Source organism: Longimonas halophila (assembly GCF_002554705.1).
Classification (GTDB): domain Bacteria; phylum Bacteroidota; class Rhodothermia; order Rhodothermales; family Salinibacteraceae; genus Longimonas; species Longimonas halophila.
The window spans coordinates 136,157-152,248 of the sequence record NZ_PDEP01000005.1; the positions used below are offsets into that span (position 1 = coordinate 136,157).

The window sequence follows — 16,092 nt, forward strand, 5'->3', positions numbered from 1 at the left end:
GCAGGCTATGCGGCATCTGACCACAGATCGTCGCTGAGGTAGCGCGTGCCGGTATCGCACAGGATGGTGACGATGTGTCCGGCATCGAGTGTGTGGGCGTGGCGGAGTGCCGTGGCCACGTTGGCCCCTGCTGAAGGTCCTACGAGGAGGCCCTCTTCGGCAGCCAGGCGCCGGGTCATGGCGTGAGCGGTTTCGGTGGAGCAGGTGGCCTGGGCATCTGCCAAACTGCTGTCGTAAATGGAGGGCGTATGCGCGGTAGGCAGGTGCTTGAGCCCTTCGAGTCCGTGCAGCGCGGTATCCGGCTGCATCGCAATGCAGGTGATGGCGTCGTCGTATTCCTTCAGGCGACGCGCCACGCCGGTGAAGGTGCCCGTGGTGCCGAGTCCGGCCACAAAGTGCGTTACGCGTTCGTGGGTCTGGGTCCAGATTTCGGGCGCGGTGGTGTCGTAGTGGGCCTGCCAGTTGGCGTTGTTGCTATACTGGTCGGGGTAGAAATAGCGGTCGGGGTGCGCCTCTACGAGTTCTTGCACGCGGGCTTGCGCGCCATCGGTGCCCTCCATCGCATCAGTCAGGATAAGTTCGGCTCCATACGCACGCAGCACCGCCTTGCGCTCGGCGGATGCGTTTTCGGGCAGGGCCAGTGCCACCTCGCGGTTCAGCGCAGCGGCAATCATGGCGTAGGCGATGCCCGTGTTTCCGCTGGTGGCGTCGATCAGGGTATGATGCGGCTGGTAGGCGCCGGTGCGGAGTCCGTCTTCGATCATATGGCGGGCGGGGCGGTCCTTCACCGAGCCGCCGGGATTCAGGTGTTCAGCTTTCACCCACAGCGTTACGCCGTCGGGCAGGTCGTGCCCAATTTGGCGCAGCGGCAGCAGCGGGGTGTTGCCGATAGCATCGAGCAGAGCCGGACGCGTATCCGTTGCGGGAGAAAAAGGGGACGAAGCGGTCATAACAGGCAAGGACATCAATAGAAAAAGCCTCTCGCAGCCAGGGCCGGAGAGGCGTGTGCAGCACGATTGCGATGTTAAAATCCATCATGCACCGCACCCGCCGCCCTCCGGCCAGTCCCAACAACAAGGCCGACAGGGAGGGTAGATGCACATGGCGCGGTGTTCGTTACATGGCGTACAGCGAATAACTAAAGTGTAGTAAGTGCGGCCCAATGCTCCGTTCCCGTGCATGAAGCATACGAACAGGCATTACGGATGCGACACATTGTGTGTGGTAACGCAGAGTGGGGAAGTGGCTTAACGGGAGGTAGGGGCATGCTGATGCACGTCCAACAGGCGCTTATGCCACGTTTCTCACCGCGCAGCGCCGTCTTTGCCTTGTGGTAGAATGCGCGGTCCTGACATCCCCCATTCCCTCACGCTGTTCGGGCCTTTCCCCCTTCGCGAAGAGGGAAATGTCGCGTGGCGACAAAGGGGGATGCTCAATCCGAAAGGACTATCGGAAAACCCGCACACTGCGTTACTTACGTGCCTGAATAAGGGGCCAGACCTTCTGGGCACATGTGTAGGCAGCCTGAACGTCTTTCTCGCAGTAGCGCGCTACCTTGTTAATGTCGCCGGCAGCTACGAGGTCGGCCACGGCGCTGCCGTCGCCTTCGTCTTTGGGGGAGTCGACGTCGAGCAGCTCGCACAGTTCGTGCAGGCGCATGGGCATGGGCCAGAGGCCCATCAGGTCGAGGTGGGGGGCATCGTTAAACGGGTAGGTGTCGAGCAGGGCGCTGTTTACGGGTGTAACGCCATGATGCACGCTGCGGGCTTCGACGAATGGCACATCGAACTTCTTGCCATTGAAGGTGACCCACCGGATGGTCGGGGCATTACGCGAGATGTGCTGAATGTCGTCCCAGAAGCGTTCCAGCAGTTCGGGCTCCTCCTCAGGCGAGGCGGCGGTCCAGCTTTTGGGGCGGTTGGGGGCTTCACCCACGGCACCGCGCACGGCGCTGATGCAGCAGACCCACCCGAGCAACGGGTGCAGGCTACGCACAAGGCGAGCCGCATCGTCTTCGTCTTCATCGGGGCGTTTGGAGCGGCGCTTGGCAAGGCGTTCCTCAAAGCGCGAGCGCTGCGCCTCAGAAAACGAGTCGACAGGAAACGGGCAGGTCTCGATGTCCCACGCAACGAATTGCATAGCAGTAGAAGGGGTTGGGCAAGAGCAGAGGGCGAACCGGACGGGTAAGGTAGCCACTGCACGACAAAAGTGCCACCACGGGGCCAGCGGAAGCGTGGGCAGATCCGGACGAGAATGCCACGGGGAGGCGAAGCGGGACTTTCCCCCTAAATATGTTCTATTCGGAAGGAGCCGCGATGGGGGTGAGAAGAACGCACAGAAAGCGCTCTTTTTGAAGCGCTACAATGCGTTGAGACGACATGCGTCCAACAAAAAAGCCCGACAGCCAGGCGGCCATCGGGCGGGTGTGGAGCCACGGGGATTCGAACCCCGGACCTCTTGCATGCCATGCAAGCGCTCTACCAACTGAGCTATGGCCCCGCATCGTTAATTACGTTCGTGTGCTATTGCGCACGGAGATGGAGGTTCCAGTATGGAGCAATAGGCGGGCCCTTTCATGTACATTCCACACAGTGCTGCGGGGGCAAGGCAACGGTGTGCATGTACGAGAGATACAACTGGGTCCGTGGACTGCTTTACATGTTGCATCTGATCGCATGACCCCGCTGGCTCGCCGCGCTCTTTTTTACACGGTAGCGCTTGCGCTGACGACGGCTGCGTTCACGTCGGTGTACACTCTGGGGATGACGCATCTGGAAGAGCGCCCGAGGGCATGGTATCAGGCGTTGGAGGTTGTCATTCAGTCGTTTACCACGACCGGATACGGCGAAGATGCGCCCTGGGGCACATTGCAGATGAACTTGTTTGTGATTGTGATGCAGCTCACGGGCATTGGGTTTATTCTGAGTGCAGTCGACATTTTCGTGGTGCCGTGGCTTAAGCAGACGCTGCAGCCCAGTGCTCCCACAACACATCCTGATATTGAAGACCATGTCGTGATCTGCGGGCATACTGACCGCACCGAGGTGTTTATCCAAGACCTTGTGGCTCAAGACCATCCGTACGTACTGTTGGTGCCCGACAAGCAAGAGGCTGGGCAGTTGCACGAAGAGGGATACACAGTCGTTGCAGGCTCGCCCGAATCGGTCCCTGCGCTGCACGGGGTGCATATTGGCACGGCCCGCGCGCTTGTGGCCGATGTGGCCGACGACGCAAACGCCAGCATCACACTGGCCGCGCGCGAGGCTCACGCAGCCTGCACGGTCATTACCTTTGTGAAAGACGTGGCGCTGGCCCGCTACCATCGGGCTGCAGGAGCCGACACGGTGCTCTCGCCCCGCCAGCTGGTAGGCACTGAATTGGGGGTGTCGGCCCGCGAATCCGGCCCGGCGTCTGCCGCTGTTGTTATTGCGGGCTACGGAGAGGCGGGGCAGGCCGCCTACACGACGCTTCAGGATACCGAGGCTACGATCACCGTGCTCGATATCGAAGACCAGCCGGGTGTTGATGTGGTGGGCGATGCCCGAACGCCGCAGGTCCTCAAAGAAGCTGGATTAACGCAGGCGGATGCGTTCATTGTTACTCTTGGGAACGACACCACCGCCACGTTTACCACCCTCATTGCCCGCAGCCTGTGCCCCGACCTGACTATCGTTGTTCGCGCTGATGCCAACGACATGACTGAGAACCTGCGCCGTGCCGGAGCCGACGAAATCCGCTCACTCGACAACGTATCTGGGCATATGCTCACCGAGGCGCTCTTTCGCGATGACTTCGCGCCGCCAGGGCCCTACGATTCAGTTCGCACAAACCGACCGGTGCGCTCCTCGTAGGCAGTGCTAAGGAGGGCCACAGGACACAGCAGGCCCGGTCGGCACTCTGCCCTCATGCTTCCGTTAAAGCGCTTCCGAACACGACATTCTCCAATTGAAAAAGTATCATGACGATTGCACTGGTGGGTACGGGTCAGATGGGCACAGCTGTCGCTGATGCAGCCCGTGCTGCCGAGCACACCATTGGCCCCACGTTCGACGCCGATATGCCACTTACCGAGGCCCCGCCCGACGCGCTGTCGTCTGCCGATCTGGTGGTCGACTTCTCGCTTCCGGCGTTGGCTCTGGATCACATCGAGCGGTATGTGGAGGCAGGCGTTCCGGCGGTGGTGGGCACTACGGGGTGGTACGACGCGCTCGACCGCGTGCGTGCACAGGTCGAAGCCCACGAGGCGGCACTGCTCTACGCGCCAAACTTCTCGATTGGTGTGGCTGTGTTGCGCCGGGCGGTGCAGTCGGCCTCCACGCTCATGAACGCGCTCCCCGACTACGATGCGTTCGTGCATGAGGTGCACCACCGGAAAAAAGTAGATAGCCCCAGCGGCACGGCTCAGATGCTGGGCGAAGTGGTACTGAACGCGCTGGATCGCAAAACCCACATCGATCCAGAAGCCCAGCACAGCCGCATCGATCCGGACGCGTTGCACGTCACGTCCACGCGGGCTGGGGCGGTCTTCGGGGAGCACACGGTGGCGTTCGACAGTCCGTACGATCAGATTCGGCTGTCGCATGCGGCTAAGAGCCGGGCGGGATTCGCGGCGGGTGCGCTGGCGGCGGCGGAGTGGCTGCCGGGCCGCACCGGGCTCTATACCCTCAACGACATGCTCGACCATCTGCTCGACGGGTAGCGTCTGCCTGCTGCGCACGCACTGCGCATTCATTCTTTTTCTTCCGACATCTACGTTCTGACTATGCCAACCGACATGCTCTTTCGTGGCGCGGCTCCTGCGCTGGTAACGCCCTTTACTGCTGACGGAGAACTCGACGAATCTGCCTTTCGCGCACTCATTGAGACGCAGATTGACGGCGGAGTGGATGCGCTCGTGGTGCTGGGCACCACGGGCGAGAACCCGACGGTAACGCATGAAGAGCGCCGCCAGCTGGTCGACTGGGCGGTAGATGCGGCTCATGGGCGCGTGCCGGTCATTGTGGGGACCGGTACAAACAGCACGGCGCAGAGCATCACGTTCTCGCAAGAGGCCGAGCAGGCGGGTGCCGATGGCCTCCTGGTGGTGGGGCCGTACTACAACAAACCCTCGCAAGACAACTTTGTGGCGCACACCGCGGCTATTGCCGAGGCGACCGCGCTTCCCATTGTGCTGTATAACGTACCGGGTCGGACGAGCTTCAACATTACGGCCGAGACAGCGCTGCGCATCGCCCAGGAGGTGCCGCAGGTGGTCGGCGTCAAGGAAGCCTCAGGCGATCTGCAGCAGATCACCGATATCTTGGCGCATCGCCCCAGCGGATTTGCCGTGTATGCGGGCGATGATGAGATGGCGCTGCCGGTCACGCTGCTGGGAGGCGACGGGGTAGTGTCGGTCATCAGTAATGCGTTGCCGGACGCCTTTGCGTCGCTTGCTCACGCTGCGCTGGCGGGCGAGGTGGCATCGGCGCAGAAGCAGCACTTTGCGTTGCTGGAGGCCATGCGAGCATGCTTCTACGCTACGAATCCCGTACCCGTAAAGACGGTGCTGGCGGCTACAGGGACTATCAGCGAGCATGTGCGTCTGCCTATGCAACCGCTCGATCCGGAGTCAGCAGTGCGGCGCCGCGTGCTGGATGCCTTTGCTCCGCACATCGACATTCTGTAGGGCGGCTCCAGACAGGATGTTTGTGCTCAGCGCGTGCTATTGCTGGTGTACAGGATGGAGGCAATGGTGCCCAGCACCGCCGTGTATGCCGACGAGCCGAGCCACAGCGCATTCACCAGAAAGGCATTCGTGGTCTGCGCCTGTAGCGCCAGCAGAATGACGAGGAGTCCGTTGTGCATGAGCGTAAGCACAAGCCCGCCCAGAAAGGCCTGGCGGGGTTGGATGAGCACAGCGTTGCGCTCTTCGGTAACGGGAATGCTGCCGAGAAGAAAGCCAGTTATGGTCTTCACAATCATGTGCAGTCCCCAGGTGCCGTAGGCGATGTCGAGCGCTGTGCCCAGTGCAAAGCCGGCCCCAGCCGCCGTGTGGCGCCGCATGTGCAGGGCCATCCAGCCCAGAAATAGAAGCACCACATCGGGTGTCGCGCCCCACAGCGACAGGTGCTGAAGGACCAGCCACTGCGCCAGGACCAGTCCAGCCCCAACCCCAAAGTAGCGCAGTTGTGCAGACATGGCAGGTAAAAGGATGCGAAAGCGTAGCGACGGGGGCGGCGGGTACGAACGGCTACAGTACAGTGGACTCCGTAAGCGTTTTCACAATCTCATCCATTGTGCGGCGCACGCGCCAGGAGCTACCCTCGTAATTGTTGGCCATCATTGAAAAAGCCACGCGCGAGCCATTGGGGCGCTCCGCATAGCCACTGAGCGCGCGCACATATCGTAGCGATCCGGTCTTTGCACGTATCGGGGAGCGCGACAGGCGATATTCCATCGTGGTGTTGCGTTCGCCGCTTGCAGCCAGTGAGGCCTTAAACGCTTCGGCTTCGGGATGCGAATCCATGTAGCGCAGCAGGTTTGTGAACGTAGCGGGCGCTACCAGATTGCGCCGGGAGAGCCCTGAGCCGTCATGCACTGCCGGAAAGCGCGTTACGCCGGCGCGGCGGAGCAGCTGCTGAATGCGCTGTGCTCCACCCTCCACGGAGCCGCCCCACCCAATGGTGCGCAAGACCTGCTCAGCGTAAAAGTTGTTCGACTTCTTGTTGATGAGCGCTATGATGTCTGCCAACGGCGGCGAAAGCGAGACAAACAGCAGCGTGCCACGGTCGGGCACCGTGCCAAGCGTGTCTGCATCGACGCGGGTAAGATCCGTCGTAATGCCTGCTTCTTCGAGGGCCAACACCAGGCTGCGCATCGCAAAGTCAGCCGGTTCGGTAACGGGCACGTTCACGGTGCCAATATACGAACGGGCCACGGAGCCGTGCAGCCGAATCGTGTTCGACTCGAACGAGCGGTCGAACTGGAGCGCATTTCCGCGCCATCGGCTGCTGGTCGTGGCCTCGTTACGGAGCGTGACGGCATCGTTGGGGTAGGCGCGTAGCTCGGGGGGCTGGCCGGGTTCGGACGCCCGAATCTGCACCGACATGACGTTGTCGCTGTACGATAGCGCACTGCTGGCTGTGCCAATGTAACGGCTGGCCTGCCGCGTCACATAGCCAATGTCCCAGCCCTCGGGGTAGGCCACCCCGTCGAACTGACGGGCATCACCAATGAGCCGCCCTTCAATGCGCTCTACGCCCTGCTCAGCGAGCTGCTCGGCCCAGGTCTGCAACGGGTCCGCACGGCGCAGTTCATCGCTTCCAAACGTAGGATCGCCCGAGCCGCGTAGCGTCAGGTCGCCCCGCATCACGCCATCTTCGGTGGTGCCGTTGAAATGCAGTTCGGTTTCGTACCGGTATGAGCTGCCCAGCCGGTCAAGCGCGGCGCTCGTGGTAAGAAGTTTCTGGGTCGAGGCTGGAATCAGCCGGTGGTCGCCCTGATGGCTGTACAGCACGGCCCCGCTCTCCACATCAACAATGTGCACGCCCCAGAAGGCGGGCGACGAAGCGGTGTGCGTGTCAAGCAGCCGATCAATTTCAGCAGTGAGTGCTGAGGGTGCGTCGGTCTGTTGTGCGTGCGCCAGGCCGGTGCATCCCACCAGCAGAAGCATGGTGAGCACGAGGGCACGCCAAGGAGGCATCGCAAAGCCAGAAAAGCGTATCATGATGAACCAACAAACTCGCAACAAGGAACAGAGCAACAAAAAAGCTGCATTCCTCTCATACCCAGGCTAACGGAAGCGGGTCCCCGACACGGACTTCCTTGCACGGAACTGCACAGCCTACGCAAGGTTGGGGCGCATGTCTGTTGTTTATGTCGATATGAATCTGCGCTGTTATGCCTCGCACTTCGCGCTCGCGCCGCCGCCCGGCTCCACCTGTCCTGCGCCGCACCAACTATCAGTTGCTTGGAGCAGGCGTAGCGGCCATTGCCATTGGGTTTCTGCTCATGTATATGGAGAGCGCGCTCGATGGCGTACTTTCGCTCTACGTAAGTCCGCTCCTCATTATGGGCGGATACGCCGAGATTATCTACGCACTGCTGTGGCGGCCCAGCGATGCTGATGTGCCTGAGCCGCCGTCTGCTGCGGACAGCGACGACTCAGACGCCAGCGCGTAGGAGTTTCTCCAGAGCAAGAGGGGGCGTTGCCGGAAACAGCATTACGCTGCACGGTTGGCCACGATTTCGTGCTCGGCGAAGAAGTAGCTTGCCTCCTTCTGGCCGTTTCCAACGGAATCGGAGCCGTGTACAATGTTGGTTGAAATCGAATCCGCAAAGTCGGCGCGGATCGTGCCCTCATCAGCTTCGTCCGGGTTCGTAGCGCCAATCAAGGTACGGAAGTCGGCAATTGCATTTTCTTTTTCAAGCACGACCGGCACGCACGGACCGCTCGACATAAAGTCGGTCAGTTCGTCGAAGAACGGCTTGTCTTCGTGCACCGCGTAGAAGCCCTCGGCTTCCCGCTTGGAGAGGGTGATCATCTTCAGCGCACGCACGGCGAACCCGGCGTCTTGGATGCGCGCAAGTACGGTGCCGATCAGTTCCTTACGGACGCAGTCGGGCTTGAGGATAGCAAGGGTGCGTTCGGTAGCCATGTAGCGGAGCAGGTTAGTACGAAAGAGATAACGTAACGCGGCGGTCGTGCCAATATGAACGATGCCGACCGCAAATCACGCATTCCGTACGACGGGTTGCCCCATGCGGTGTTGATGTCCGATGAATCACCGGGCGAAGTTGTGTGAAGGAGGGGGTTGTGTGCATTCTGGGGGATGCGATTGCTATACGCCCAGCACATCGCTCACAGCCAACGCCGCCGCGATGTCGTTGCGTGGAAGTGCAATCTCGTCGCCGCACTCGTAGAGGGCGTGCTCACGGTAGCTGCCAGACTCGGGCATCCGGTACGCGTGGACGCGGTCCTCATCAAGCGCCACGACCCACACTTCAGAAAGGCCTGCTTGCGCGTACAGTGGAACCTTCACCTCCTGGTCGAACGGAAGCGAGGAGTCGGCTACTTCCACCACGAGCAAGACGTCTTCGGGACGTGGATGGCGAGAGGCGTAGTCGTCGTCGCGCGGTTTCAGCAGTGCCACATCGGGTTCTGGCTCCGAGTCGGGCGGAAGCACGATCGGGTTTTGCACGCTGACGAGTGCCTGCTCGGGATGAACGTGTGCTGAAAACACACGCGTGAGACGACGCACACACGCAGCGTGCTGACTTCCGATGGGCGACATTTCGTAGATGTGACCGTTCAGTAGTTCAACATTGAGGTCTGGCCTCAGCACGCCCGCCTCCGCCATCCGATGATAGTCGCTCACCGAAAAGCGAAGCGGAGCAGGTTCCGAAACGGGCGGAGCAGCAACAGGCATGGCAGCGCCGTCTTTCGTTTACGAAGGTAGAACCGCATCAACAGAAATAGTGTGATCTCCGAGCGGCTGCGGAAGCAGTAGCTTGTCGCCGCGCTCATATGTCGTTTGCTCGCGGTACCGGCCCGATTCGGGCATGCGATACGCGTGCACTTGATCTTCGTCGAGCGCCACAACCCAGACTTCAGGGATGCCTGCTTGCGCGTACAGCGGCACTTTCACCTCCTGATCGAACGGGAGCGAGGCGTCGGCTACTTCCACCACGAGCATCACCTCGTTGGGACGTGGATGGCGAGAGGCGTAGTTGTCGTCGCGCAGTTTCAGCAGTGCCACATCGGGTTCTGGCTCCGAGTCGGGCGGAAGCACGATCGGATTTTGGACCCGCACAATGGCATGGTCATCGACCGCACGCATGAAAAGACGGTTGAGTCGATCGACGCACGCAGCGTGCCGGCTTCCGATGGGCGACATCTCATAGATATGGCCGTTCAGCAATTCGACATTGAGGTCCGGTCCCAGCACACCGGCCTCCCCCATCTGGTGGTAGTCGCTCACCGAAAAGCGATAGAGCGTTGGCTCTGGCAGGGTGGCGGGTGCAGAAACGGGCATGGCAGAAGGCGGACTTTCGTGCAGTTACACGTGCTTCTCGGCGTGATACGACGAGCGCGTGAGCGGACTGCTTTCTACATGCTCAATGCCTTTTGCCTCGCCCACCTCTTTGTACCAGGCAAAGGTCTCCGGCTCCACCCAGTCCTCAACAGGCAAGTGCATCTTCGTCGGCTGCATGTACTGTCCGATGGTCATCACGTCGAGGCCGATCTCCACAAAGTCGTCCATCAGTTCCAGGACTTCTTCGGGGTCTTCGCCCAGGCCCACCATGATGCCGCTCTTGGTGCGTAAGCCGTCTTCTTTGGCCCATTGCAGCACGTCGAGCGAGCGCTGGTAGTCGGCTTGTGGACGCACACGGCGGTAGAGGCGCGGCACGGTTTCCATGTTATGGTTGAAGATGTCGGGGCGTGCATCAAACACCGTCTGGCATGCCTCGCGGATGCCGCGGAAGTCGGGCGTGAGCACTTCAACGGTGCAGCCCAGCTCATGCAGACGGTTGATGGTGTCGGCAAAGATGGGCGCGCCGCCATCCTTGCGCTCATCGCGGTTCACGCTGGTGACGACCGCGTGCTGTACGCCCATCAGATCGGCAGCTTCGGCCACGCGGCGGGGCTCGTCCCAGTCGAGGCCGTCTTGCGGGCGGCCCGTCTTAATGGCGCAGAACCCGCACGAGCGCGTGCAGATGTTGCCCAGAATCATGAACGTAGCCGTGCCGGCACTCCAGCACTCGCCCATGTTGGGGCAGTTGGCGCTCTCGCACACGGTGTGCAGGTCGTGCTCGTCGATGATGCTACGCACTTTCTTGAACTCCTTGCCTTGCGGCAGCTTCACGCGGAGCCAGTCGGGGCGTTTGCCTTGCTTGTTTTTGTTGGTGTCTTCGACGACAGGCAGTTCAAAAAAACCAGAGTCGCCGTCGCCCGAGGAAGCGAGTTCTTCTTTCTCGACAGAGCGAAGTTGAAGATCGTCAGGAGTTTTGGGAGACGTTGCACCGGAGTCCGACATGCACTAAGAGTGGGGTTTACATGAGGCTTTGCGGAACGCAGCAGGGAAAGAATTGCTGCTTTGCACGTAACGAAACACCTAACAGGGCGTTCCTCTGAATGCAACGGCTCCCGCCGAGGGAAAAGCCCTTCCAGTGTTCACCGATTTCGCTTGACGTATTGCCCCTTCCTGTATGACTGAAGCAGACGTAGCAACCGCTGTACATCCCATTGGACCGAACGACGTGCGCGACGTGCTTTCGCGCCACATGCTCACAAAGGGTATGATGCGCATGGTGCTCGATATGGACGAGAGTCAGGGCGTGCGCCTCAAAGACAAATCGGGCGATGCCTCCTTCATCGACCTGTTCGGCTTCTACGCGTCCAGTCCGCTGGGAATGAACCATCCAAAACTGGCGCACGATGAGTCGTTTCGGAAGCGCATCATGGATGCAGCGCTCAACAAGATTACCAACTCGGACGTGATGACCGAGCACATGGCGCGGTTTGTGGATACGTTTAGCCGCGTGGGCATCCCCAACTACCTGCCATACACGTTCTTTATTTCGGGTGGGGCCCTTGCGATCGAGAATGCGCTGAAGGCCGCCTTCGACTGGAAGGTGCGCAAGAATTTTCAGAAGGGCTACCGGCGCGAGGTTGGGCACAAAGTGCTGCATCTCGACCAGGCCTTTCATGGGCGTAGCGGATACACCATGTCGCTCACCAACACGGCGGATCCGCGGAAAACAATGTATTACCCCAAGTTCAACTGGCCGCGCATCACCAATCCCAAGGTGCACTTCCCGATCGATGAAGCGGAAGAGGAGCGCCTGGCGCACAAGGAGAAGCAGGCCTTACAGCAGGCCAAGCGCGCCTTCCATGAGCACCCCGACGAGATTGCTGCAGTCATTCTGGAACCAATTCAGGGCGAGGGCGGCGACAACCACTTTCGCACCTCGTTCCTACGCGACCTGAAAGACATTGCGCATGAAAACGATGCCCTCTTGATCTTTGATGAGGTGCAGAGCGGAGTCGGCATCACCGGCCAGTTCTGGGCGCACCAGGCCATTGGCGTAGCGCCGGACATTATGGCCTTCGGCAAGAAGACGCAGGTGTGCGGCATCTTGGCCGGGCGCAAGCTCGACGAGGTTGACGGCCACGTGTTTGAAACGCCCAGCCGCATCAACTCCACCTGGGGCGGCAACCTGGTCGACATGGTGCGCTTCGATCGCATCCTCGAAATCATCGAAGAAGACGAACTGGTCGATCACGCAGCCCACGCAGGCGATCACCTGCAAGACCGACTGCATGACCTTGCAGATACACACGAAGCAATCACGAACGTGCGTGGACGGGGTCTGATGTGTGCATTCGATCTGCCCACCAAAGCGCATCGGGATGCGGTGCTGGAGCACTGCTTTGAGGAAGGCGTCATCATCCTGGGATGTGGCGAATCCTCCATTCGCTTCCGCTCGCCCCTAACTATCACCCCCGACGAGATCGATGAGGGCATAGAGCGGCTCGACCGGGCGCTAACAGCTGTAGCATCAATGGGAAAATATGAAATGTAGGGTGGCGGAAAAACAATCCGTTCCTGGCATTTTGTACGGGTTCTGATTGCGTAAAATACATTGCTGTACAATAATACCCCCGTTGGATGGGCGCTTGTCCCATTCAACGGGGTTTTTTGTGAGGGATAGTTACGATGGTGTCACATCGGAATACTGTTTGCTATAAAATATAGGCGAGGGTCGACATCTTGAACCAGCTAATTTTTGGTATTAAAAAAGATAAAGTTGGCAAATCTATCTTGGTGTTGATTAAGGGGCAACTTAAAGATATCCATAACTAAGCCATATAGCGTTATGTTACTTAAAAAAACAGTCTCGTACTATCTGGTAGCTACTTTCTTGGTATTGCTTTTTAGCGGATCGGCGGTGGGGGCTGCTTTTGCGCAACTGCAGAGCATGAATCGTCTGGAGAGTGCGTTCCAGTACCTACTGGCCCAAGACGGCCCCGATATGCAGGCGGGGGCTGTGGCTATGCCCTTATCCCTGAAACAAGCCCAGGTGGAACGCGCCGACGGTACAGTTGCATACCAGGCCTTTATACACACAGCAAACGCTGATGCATTGCGCCGCATGGGCATTCCCGTACAGTCGGTGCATGGGCAGATTGCCACGGCGCGCCTGTCGGTGGCAGCGCTACGGCAATTGTCTGAGTCGCCCATAGTTGATCGGGTTGAGGTGGCTCCACGGGTCTATCCCCACAACGATGGAGCAGCAGCGGAGGTCGGGGGGCGCTTTCTGAACCATGGCGGACTGAATGAGACCGCCTATCAGGGAGAAGGGGTAATGGCATGCATTATTGACTCCGGCATTGATGTAACGCACCGAGATTTTTACGACGCAGATGGCAATGTTCGGATCGCGTACCTGTGGGATCAGACCGACCAGTCAACAGGCAGGACTCCTGCAGATCGGTCGGGCACGATGAACGGGCTCAACTTTGGGCGTGAGTACACGGCTGCTGATATTGCTGCAGGTGGAGTTGAACAGACCGATACGATAGGTCATGGAACACACATCGCCGGTACGCTCGCCGGTACCGGACAGGCGCTTGTGGAGGCCGGGCATGCAACAACGCCTCAACATCAGGGCGTTGCGCCCAAAGCCGATCTTATTGTCGTAAAGGCGGGCGATGGCTGGTATCCAACCGTTAATGTAGCCGATGCGCTCGAATATTGCGACCGCGTTGGCGAGGAGCAGGGCCGACCCGTGGTGGTCAATCTTAGCTTTGGCACCGATTACGGTCCGCACGATGGGACCAGTACAATGGCGCAAATCGTGGATGACTTTACGACACCGGAAGGCGGACCGCCCGGAACGGCTCCTGGACGCGTGGCTGTCGCTTCAGCGGGCAATTCAGGCGATCCTGCACAGAAGCAGCATGTGTCGGCTACGGTAGCGCCAGGTACAGAGCAGACCCATCACTGGGATCTTGAGTCGTACGAAACACGCCCGCACACCTACGACGATGCGATGGCTGTGAACGCATGGGTGGATGGCCAACCCGCCGTAGCCGTCACCGTGACTTCGCCCAGCGGGCATACGGTTCAGCTGGAGGTCGATGCAGATCAGAACGGGTACGTGTACGAAAGCACCCCCGATGGCGATGTATACATCGACTCGTATGTCGGATACGATAACGGCGATCGTCCGCTCAACATCGAAGTGTTCGACGGAGTGGTAGATCGTCCACCTGTGCCCGGAACCTGGACGATTGACGTATCCAACCATGACGAAAGAGCATTCACGTATCATGCCTGGACCTATTGGAAGACGTTACCGGGGCGCTTTCGTACAGGAAGCAATGCGGTAACGGTGGGGGCGCCGGCTACTGCCGCAAGTGCGATTACCGTTGGGGCGTATGCACACCGCTGGCGTTGGACCGACCTCAACGGCACGGGCCGCGCCGTTAGTGGAAGCTATGACGGAAGCGACCGCATTGCTACGTTTAGCAGCCGGGGACCGACCCGCGATGGCCGCATCAAGCCGGAGCTTGCAGCCCCGGGCCAGCGCATGATGTCGGCAACGTCGTCCGATATGGAAATGCCACTGGAAGCGTATCGAATAACGGGAGGTACGCATCATCTCATGCAGGGCACGAGCGTATCGGCACCGATAACAGCAGGAAGTATAGCACTGCTTTTGCAAGAAGACCCCACCTTGACGGCCCAAGCGGTGCGAACCCTGCTTATGGAAACGGCCCGCGTGGATGCTGCAGTGGCGGACGAGGGGGCGCTTCCTAACGCTGCTTTTGGAGCAGGAAAGCTGGATGTAGCACGTGCAATGGCAGCTCTAACAGGCACGGCGCACGACCAGAGTGCGAACGAGCGCATGCTTATGCACTACGAAGCGCCCTGGACATTCAACGACATGGAGCGAGTAACGGTAGGCGCCACAGCTAACGATGCGATTGCGCTTCGTCTATCGCCAAGCGTAAACGGATGTGTGACCGGTGTATATCTCACGCTGGCGCATGGCACACAGGCCAATCAACTAACGGCTCCGCTGCATGTGCAAATATGGTCAGATGACAACGGGGAGCCGGGGGAGCCGCTTCGCACACCCGTTGCAATACCACCCGGTGCGCTGATGCCCTTTACGCCCGAGTACGTAAGCCTACAAGACTGCGTGCCCGTTACGCGCGATACCGACTACCACGTCGTTATCCAACCCGAGGCATCCAGCGACACGGTTACGCTGGTTGCCGAAACAGCTTCTACCGCGACCGGACGTTCACAGCGTCAGCAAGGCCATACGTGGCATTCCATAGACGGCAATCTGGTGGTGCGTGCCGAGGTTGCTACAAGTGCCGGAGACGATAGCACCTTGCCCGTTGAGTTGACCGACTTTAGCGCACAGGTACACAACGACCGGGTGGTGGTACGGTGGGAAACGCTCTCTGAGACCAATAACAGTGGATTTGTTGTTGAGCATCGGCCTGGGGCAGACAGCACCGCCTCGTTTCACAGAGTAGGCGTTGTGGAAGGGCACGGTACAACCGCTGCACGACACACCTATCAGTTCGAGACCGATGCACTACCTGCAGGTCCGCATGCGTTTCGGCTTCGCCAGATCGACCTTGACGGTACTGAAACCGTGCATGCGCCGGTCACCACACACGTGCAACTGCGTAGCACGTATTCGCTGTCGGCCCCGTATCCGAATCCCAGCGTTTCGAATACACGCTTCACGCTTACGGTAGGGGCTCTGCAAGACGTAACGGCCACGGTGTACAATGTGTTAGGGCAACGCGTTGCCACGGTGTATCAGGGGCCGGTGCAGGCGGATCGCCCCACCATACTGGAGGTGAACCCTTCAGAAATGGCCAGCGGGTGGTACATGATGCGCGTGGAAGGGGAGACGTTCACCGCGCAGCGGTCGTTTACCCGAGTGCGATAACCTTATTGGGGGTACGGTGAGGCACGCGGTCCCGTTAGGGGCTGCATGCAAACACCGGTATTCCAGAGCGATTGCAGTTTAACAGCATAGCGCATACTTTACAGCTGCTTGTATTCTGCTGATATCAAAGTC

Annotated in this window: 14 protein-coding genes and 1 tRNA gene; 6 read left to right on the forward strand and 9 right to left on the reverse strand. The window is 59.7% G+C overall.

Annotated elements, in window-relative coordinates:
- Positions 1-5: 5 nt before the first annotated feature.
- From CRI93_RS06865 to CRI93_RS06875, 3 genes are all read right to left on the reverse strand, one after another.
- Entirely contained in the window at positions 6-950 is a 945-nt protein-coding gene (locus tag CRI93_RS06865; RefSeq protein WP_098061885.1) for a PLP-dependent cysteine synthase family protein, read from the reverse strand.
- A gap of 520 nt (positions 951-1,470) precedes the next feature.
- On the reverse strand, positions 1,471-2,139 hold the full coding sequence (locus CRI93_RS06870) for a ribonuclease H-like domain-containing protein (RefSeq protein ID WP_098061886.1): 669 nt from the start codon (positions 2,137-2,139) through the stop codon (positions 1,471-1,473).
- A 287-nt stretch (positions 2,140-2,426) separates the two neighbouring features.
- Positions 2,427-2,499, reverse strand: a tRNA-Ala gene (locus tag CRI93_RS06875).
- A 176-nt stretch (positions 2,500-2,675) separates the two neighbouring features.
- On the opposite strand from CRI93_RS06875, the gene CRI93_RS06880 reads away from it, so the two are divergent.
- From CRI93_RS06880 to dapA, 3 genes are all read left to right on the forward strand, one after another.
- Positions 2,676-3,851 (forward strand): NAD-binding protein, encoded by a 1,176-nt coding sequence (locus tag CRI93_RS06880; protein WP_176521747.1) that lies wholly within the window; start codon positions 2,676-2,678, stop codon positions 3,849-3,851.
- A 107-nt stretch (positions 3,852-3,958) separates the two neighbouring features.
- Positions 3,959-4,699, forward strand: a complete 741-nt coding sequence (dapB, locus tag CRI93_RS06885) for a 4-hydroxy-tetrahydrodipicolinate reductase (protein WP_098061888.1) — start codon at positions 3,959-3,961, stop codon at positions 4,697-4,699.
- A 63-nt stretch (positions 4,700-4,762) separates the two neighbouring features.
- On the forward strand, positions 4,763-5,665 hold the full coding sequence (gene dapA / locus CRI93_RS06890) for a 4-hydroxy-tetrahydrodipicolinate synthase (protein WP_098061889.1): 903 nt from the start codon (positions 4,763-4,765) through the stop codon (positions 5,663-5,665).
- Positions 5,666-5,691: 26 nt separating this feature from the next.
- Here the strand turns inward: dapA and mreD are convergent, their stop codons facing one another.
- Together mreD and dacB are read right to left on the reverse strand one after the other, a co-directional pair.
- The gene (gene mreD / locus CRI93_RS06895) at positions 5,692-6,177 is read right to left on the reverse strand and encodes a rod shape-determining protein MreD (RefSeq protein WP_098061890.1); all 486 of its coding nucleotides are present in this window, start codon (positions 6,175-6,177) and stop codon (positions 5,692-5,694) included.
- Positions 6,178-6,229: 52 nt separating this feature from the next.
- Positions 6,230-7,681, reverse strand: a complete 1,452-nt coding sequence (gene dacB / locus CRI93_RS06900) for a D-alanyl-D-alanine carboxypeptidase/D-alanyl-D-alanine endopeptidase (RefSeq protein ID WP_176521748.1) — start codon at positions 7,679-7,681, stop codon at positions 6,230-6,232.
- Between the two features lie 197 nt (positions 7,682-7,878).
- Between dacB and CRI93_RS06905 the strand changes: the two genes are divergently transcribed.
- Positions 7,879-8,160 (forward strand): DUF3098 domain-containing protein, encoded by a 282-nt coding sequence (locus CRI93_RS06905; RefSeq protein ID WP_098061892.1) that lies wholly within the window; start codon positions 7,879-7,881, stop codon positions 8,158-8,160.
- Between the two features lie 41 nt (positions 8,161-8,201).
- Here the strand turns inward: CRI93_RS06905 and ndk are convergent, their stop codons facing one another.
- The 4 genes from ndk to lipA all read right to left on the reverse strand — a co-directional run bounded on the left by ndk (position 8,202) and on the right by lipA (position 11,015).
- The gene (gene ndk, locus CRI93_RS06910) at positions 8,202-8,636 is read right to left on the reverse strand and encodes a nucleoside-diphosphate kinase (RefSeq protein WP_098061893.1); all 435 of its coding nucleotides are present in this window, start codon (positions 8,634-8,636) and stop codon (positions 8,202-8,204) included.
- Between the two features lie 183 nt (positions 8,637-8,819).
- Positions 8,820-9,407: a Uma2 family endonuclease gene (locus CRI93_RS06915; RefSeq protein WP_098061894.1), complete on the reverse strand. Its 588-nt coding sequence runs from the start codon at positions 9,405-9,407 to the stop codon at positions 8,820-8,822.
- A gap of 18 nt (positions 9,408-9,425) precedes the next feature.
- Positions 9,426-10,013, reverse strand: coding sequence for a Uma2 family endonuclease (locus CRI93_RS06920; RefSeq protein WP_098061895.1), 588 nt, complete (start codon positions 10,011-10,013; stop codon positions 9,426-9,428).
- A 24-nt stretch (positions 10,014-10,037) separates the two neighbouring features.
- Positions 10,038-11,015 (reverse strand): lipoyl synthase, encoded by a 978-nt coding sequence (gene lipA, locus CRI93_RS06925; protein WP_098061896.1) that lies wholly within the window; start codon positions 11,013-11,015, stop codon positions 10,038-10,040.
- Positions 11,016-11,187: 172 nt separating this feature from the next.
- Between lipA and lat the strand changes: the two genes are divergently transcribed.
- Positions 11,188-12,564: an L-lysine 6-transaminase gene (lat, locus tag CRI93_RS06930; protein ID WP_098061897.1), complete on the forward strand. Its 1,377-nt coding sequence runs from the start codon at positions 11,188-11,190 to the stop codon at positions 12,562-12,564.
- 294 nt (positions 12,565-12,858) lie between these two features.
- Complete coding sequence (locus CRI93_RS06935) at positions 12,859-15,960, forward strand: S8 family peptidase (RefSeq protein WP_098061898.1); 3,102 nt, start codon at positions 12,859-12,861, stop codon at positions 15,958-15,960.
- Positions 15,961-16,092: the final 132 nt, after the last annotated feature.

Coding starts and splice junctions, on each gene's coding strand:
- CRI93_RS06865 (WP_098061885.1), bottom strand. CDS start 950: ATGACCGCTTCGTCCCCTTTTTCTCCCGCAACGGATACGCGTCCGGCT.
- CRI93_RS06905 (WP_098061892.1), top strand. CDS start 7,879: ATGCCTCGCACTTCGCGCTCGCGCCGCCGCCCGGCTCCACCTGTCCTG.
- dapB (WP_098061888.1), top strand. CDS start 3,959: ATGACGATTGCACTGGTGGGTACGGGTCAGATGGGCACAGCTGTCGCT.
- lat (WP_098061897.1), top strand. CDS start 11,188: ATGACTGAAGCAGACGTAGCAACCGCTGTACATCCCATTGGACCGAAC.
- CRI93_RS06920 (WP_098061895.1), bottom strand. CDS start 10,013: ATGCCCGTTTCTGCACCCGCCACCCTGCCAGAGCCAACGCTCTATCGC.
- CRI93_RS06870 (WP_098061886.1), bottom strand. CDS start 2,139: ATGCAATTCGTTGCGTGGGACATCGAGACCTGCCCGTTTCCTGTCGAC.
- dacB (WP_176521748.1), bottom strand. CDS start 7,681: ATGCCTCCTTGGCGTGCCCTCGTGCTCACCATGCTTCTGCTGGTGGGA.
- CRI93_RS06935 (WP_098061898.1), top strand. CDS start 12,859: ATGTTACTTAAAAAAACAGTCTCGTACTATCTGGTAGCTACTTTCTTG.
- ndk (WP_098061893.1), bottom strand. CDS start 8,636: ATGGCTACCGAACGCACCCTTGCTATCCTCAAGCCCGACTGCGTCCGT.
- CRI93_RS06880 (WP_176521747.1), top strand. CDS start 2,676: ATGACCCCGCTGGCTCGCCGCGCTCTTTTTTACACGGTAGCGCTTGCG.
- lipA (WP_098061896.1), bottom strand. CDS start 11,015: ATGTCGGACTCCGGTGCAACGTCTCCCAAAACTCCTGACGATCTTCAA.
- CRI93_RS06915 (WP_098061894.1), bottom strand. CDS start 9,407: ATGCCTGTTGCTGCTCCGCCCGTTTCGGAACCTGCTCCGCTTCGCTTT.
- dapA (WP_098061889.1), top strand. CDS start 4,763: ATGCCAACCGACATGCTCTTTCGTGGCGCGGCTCCTGCGCTGGTAACG.
- mreD (WP_098061890.1), bottom strand. CDS start 6,177: ATGTCTGCACAACTGCGCTACTTTGGGGTTGGGGCTGGACTGGTCCTG.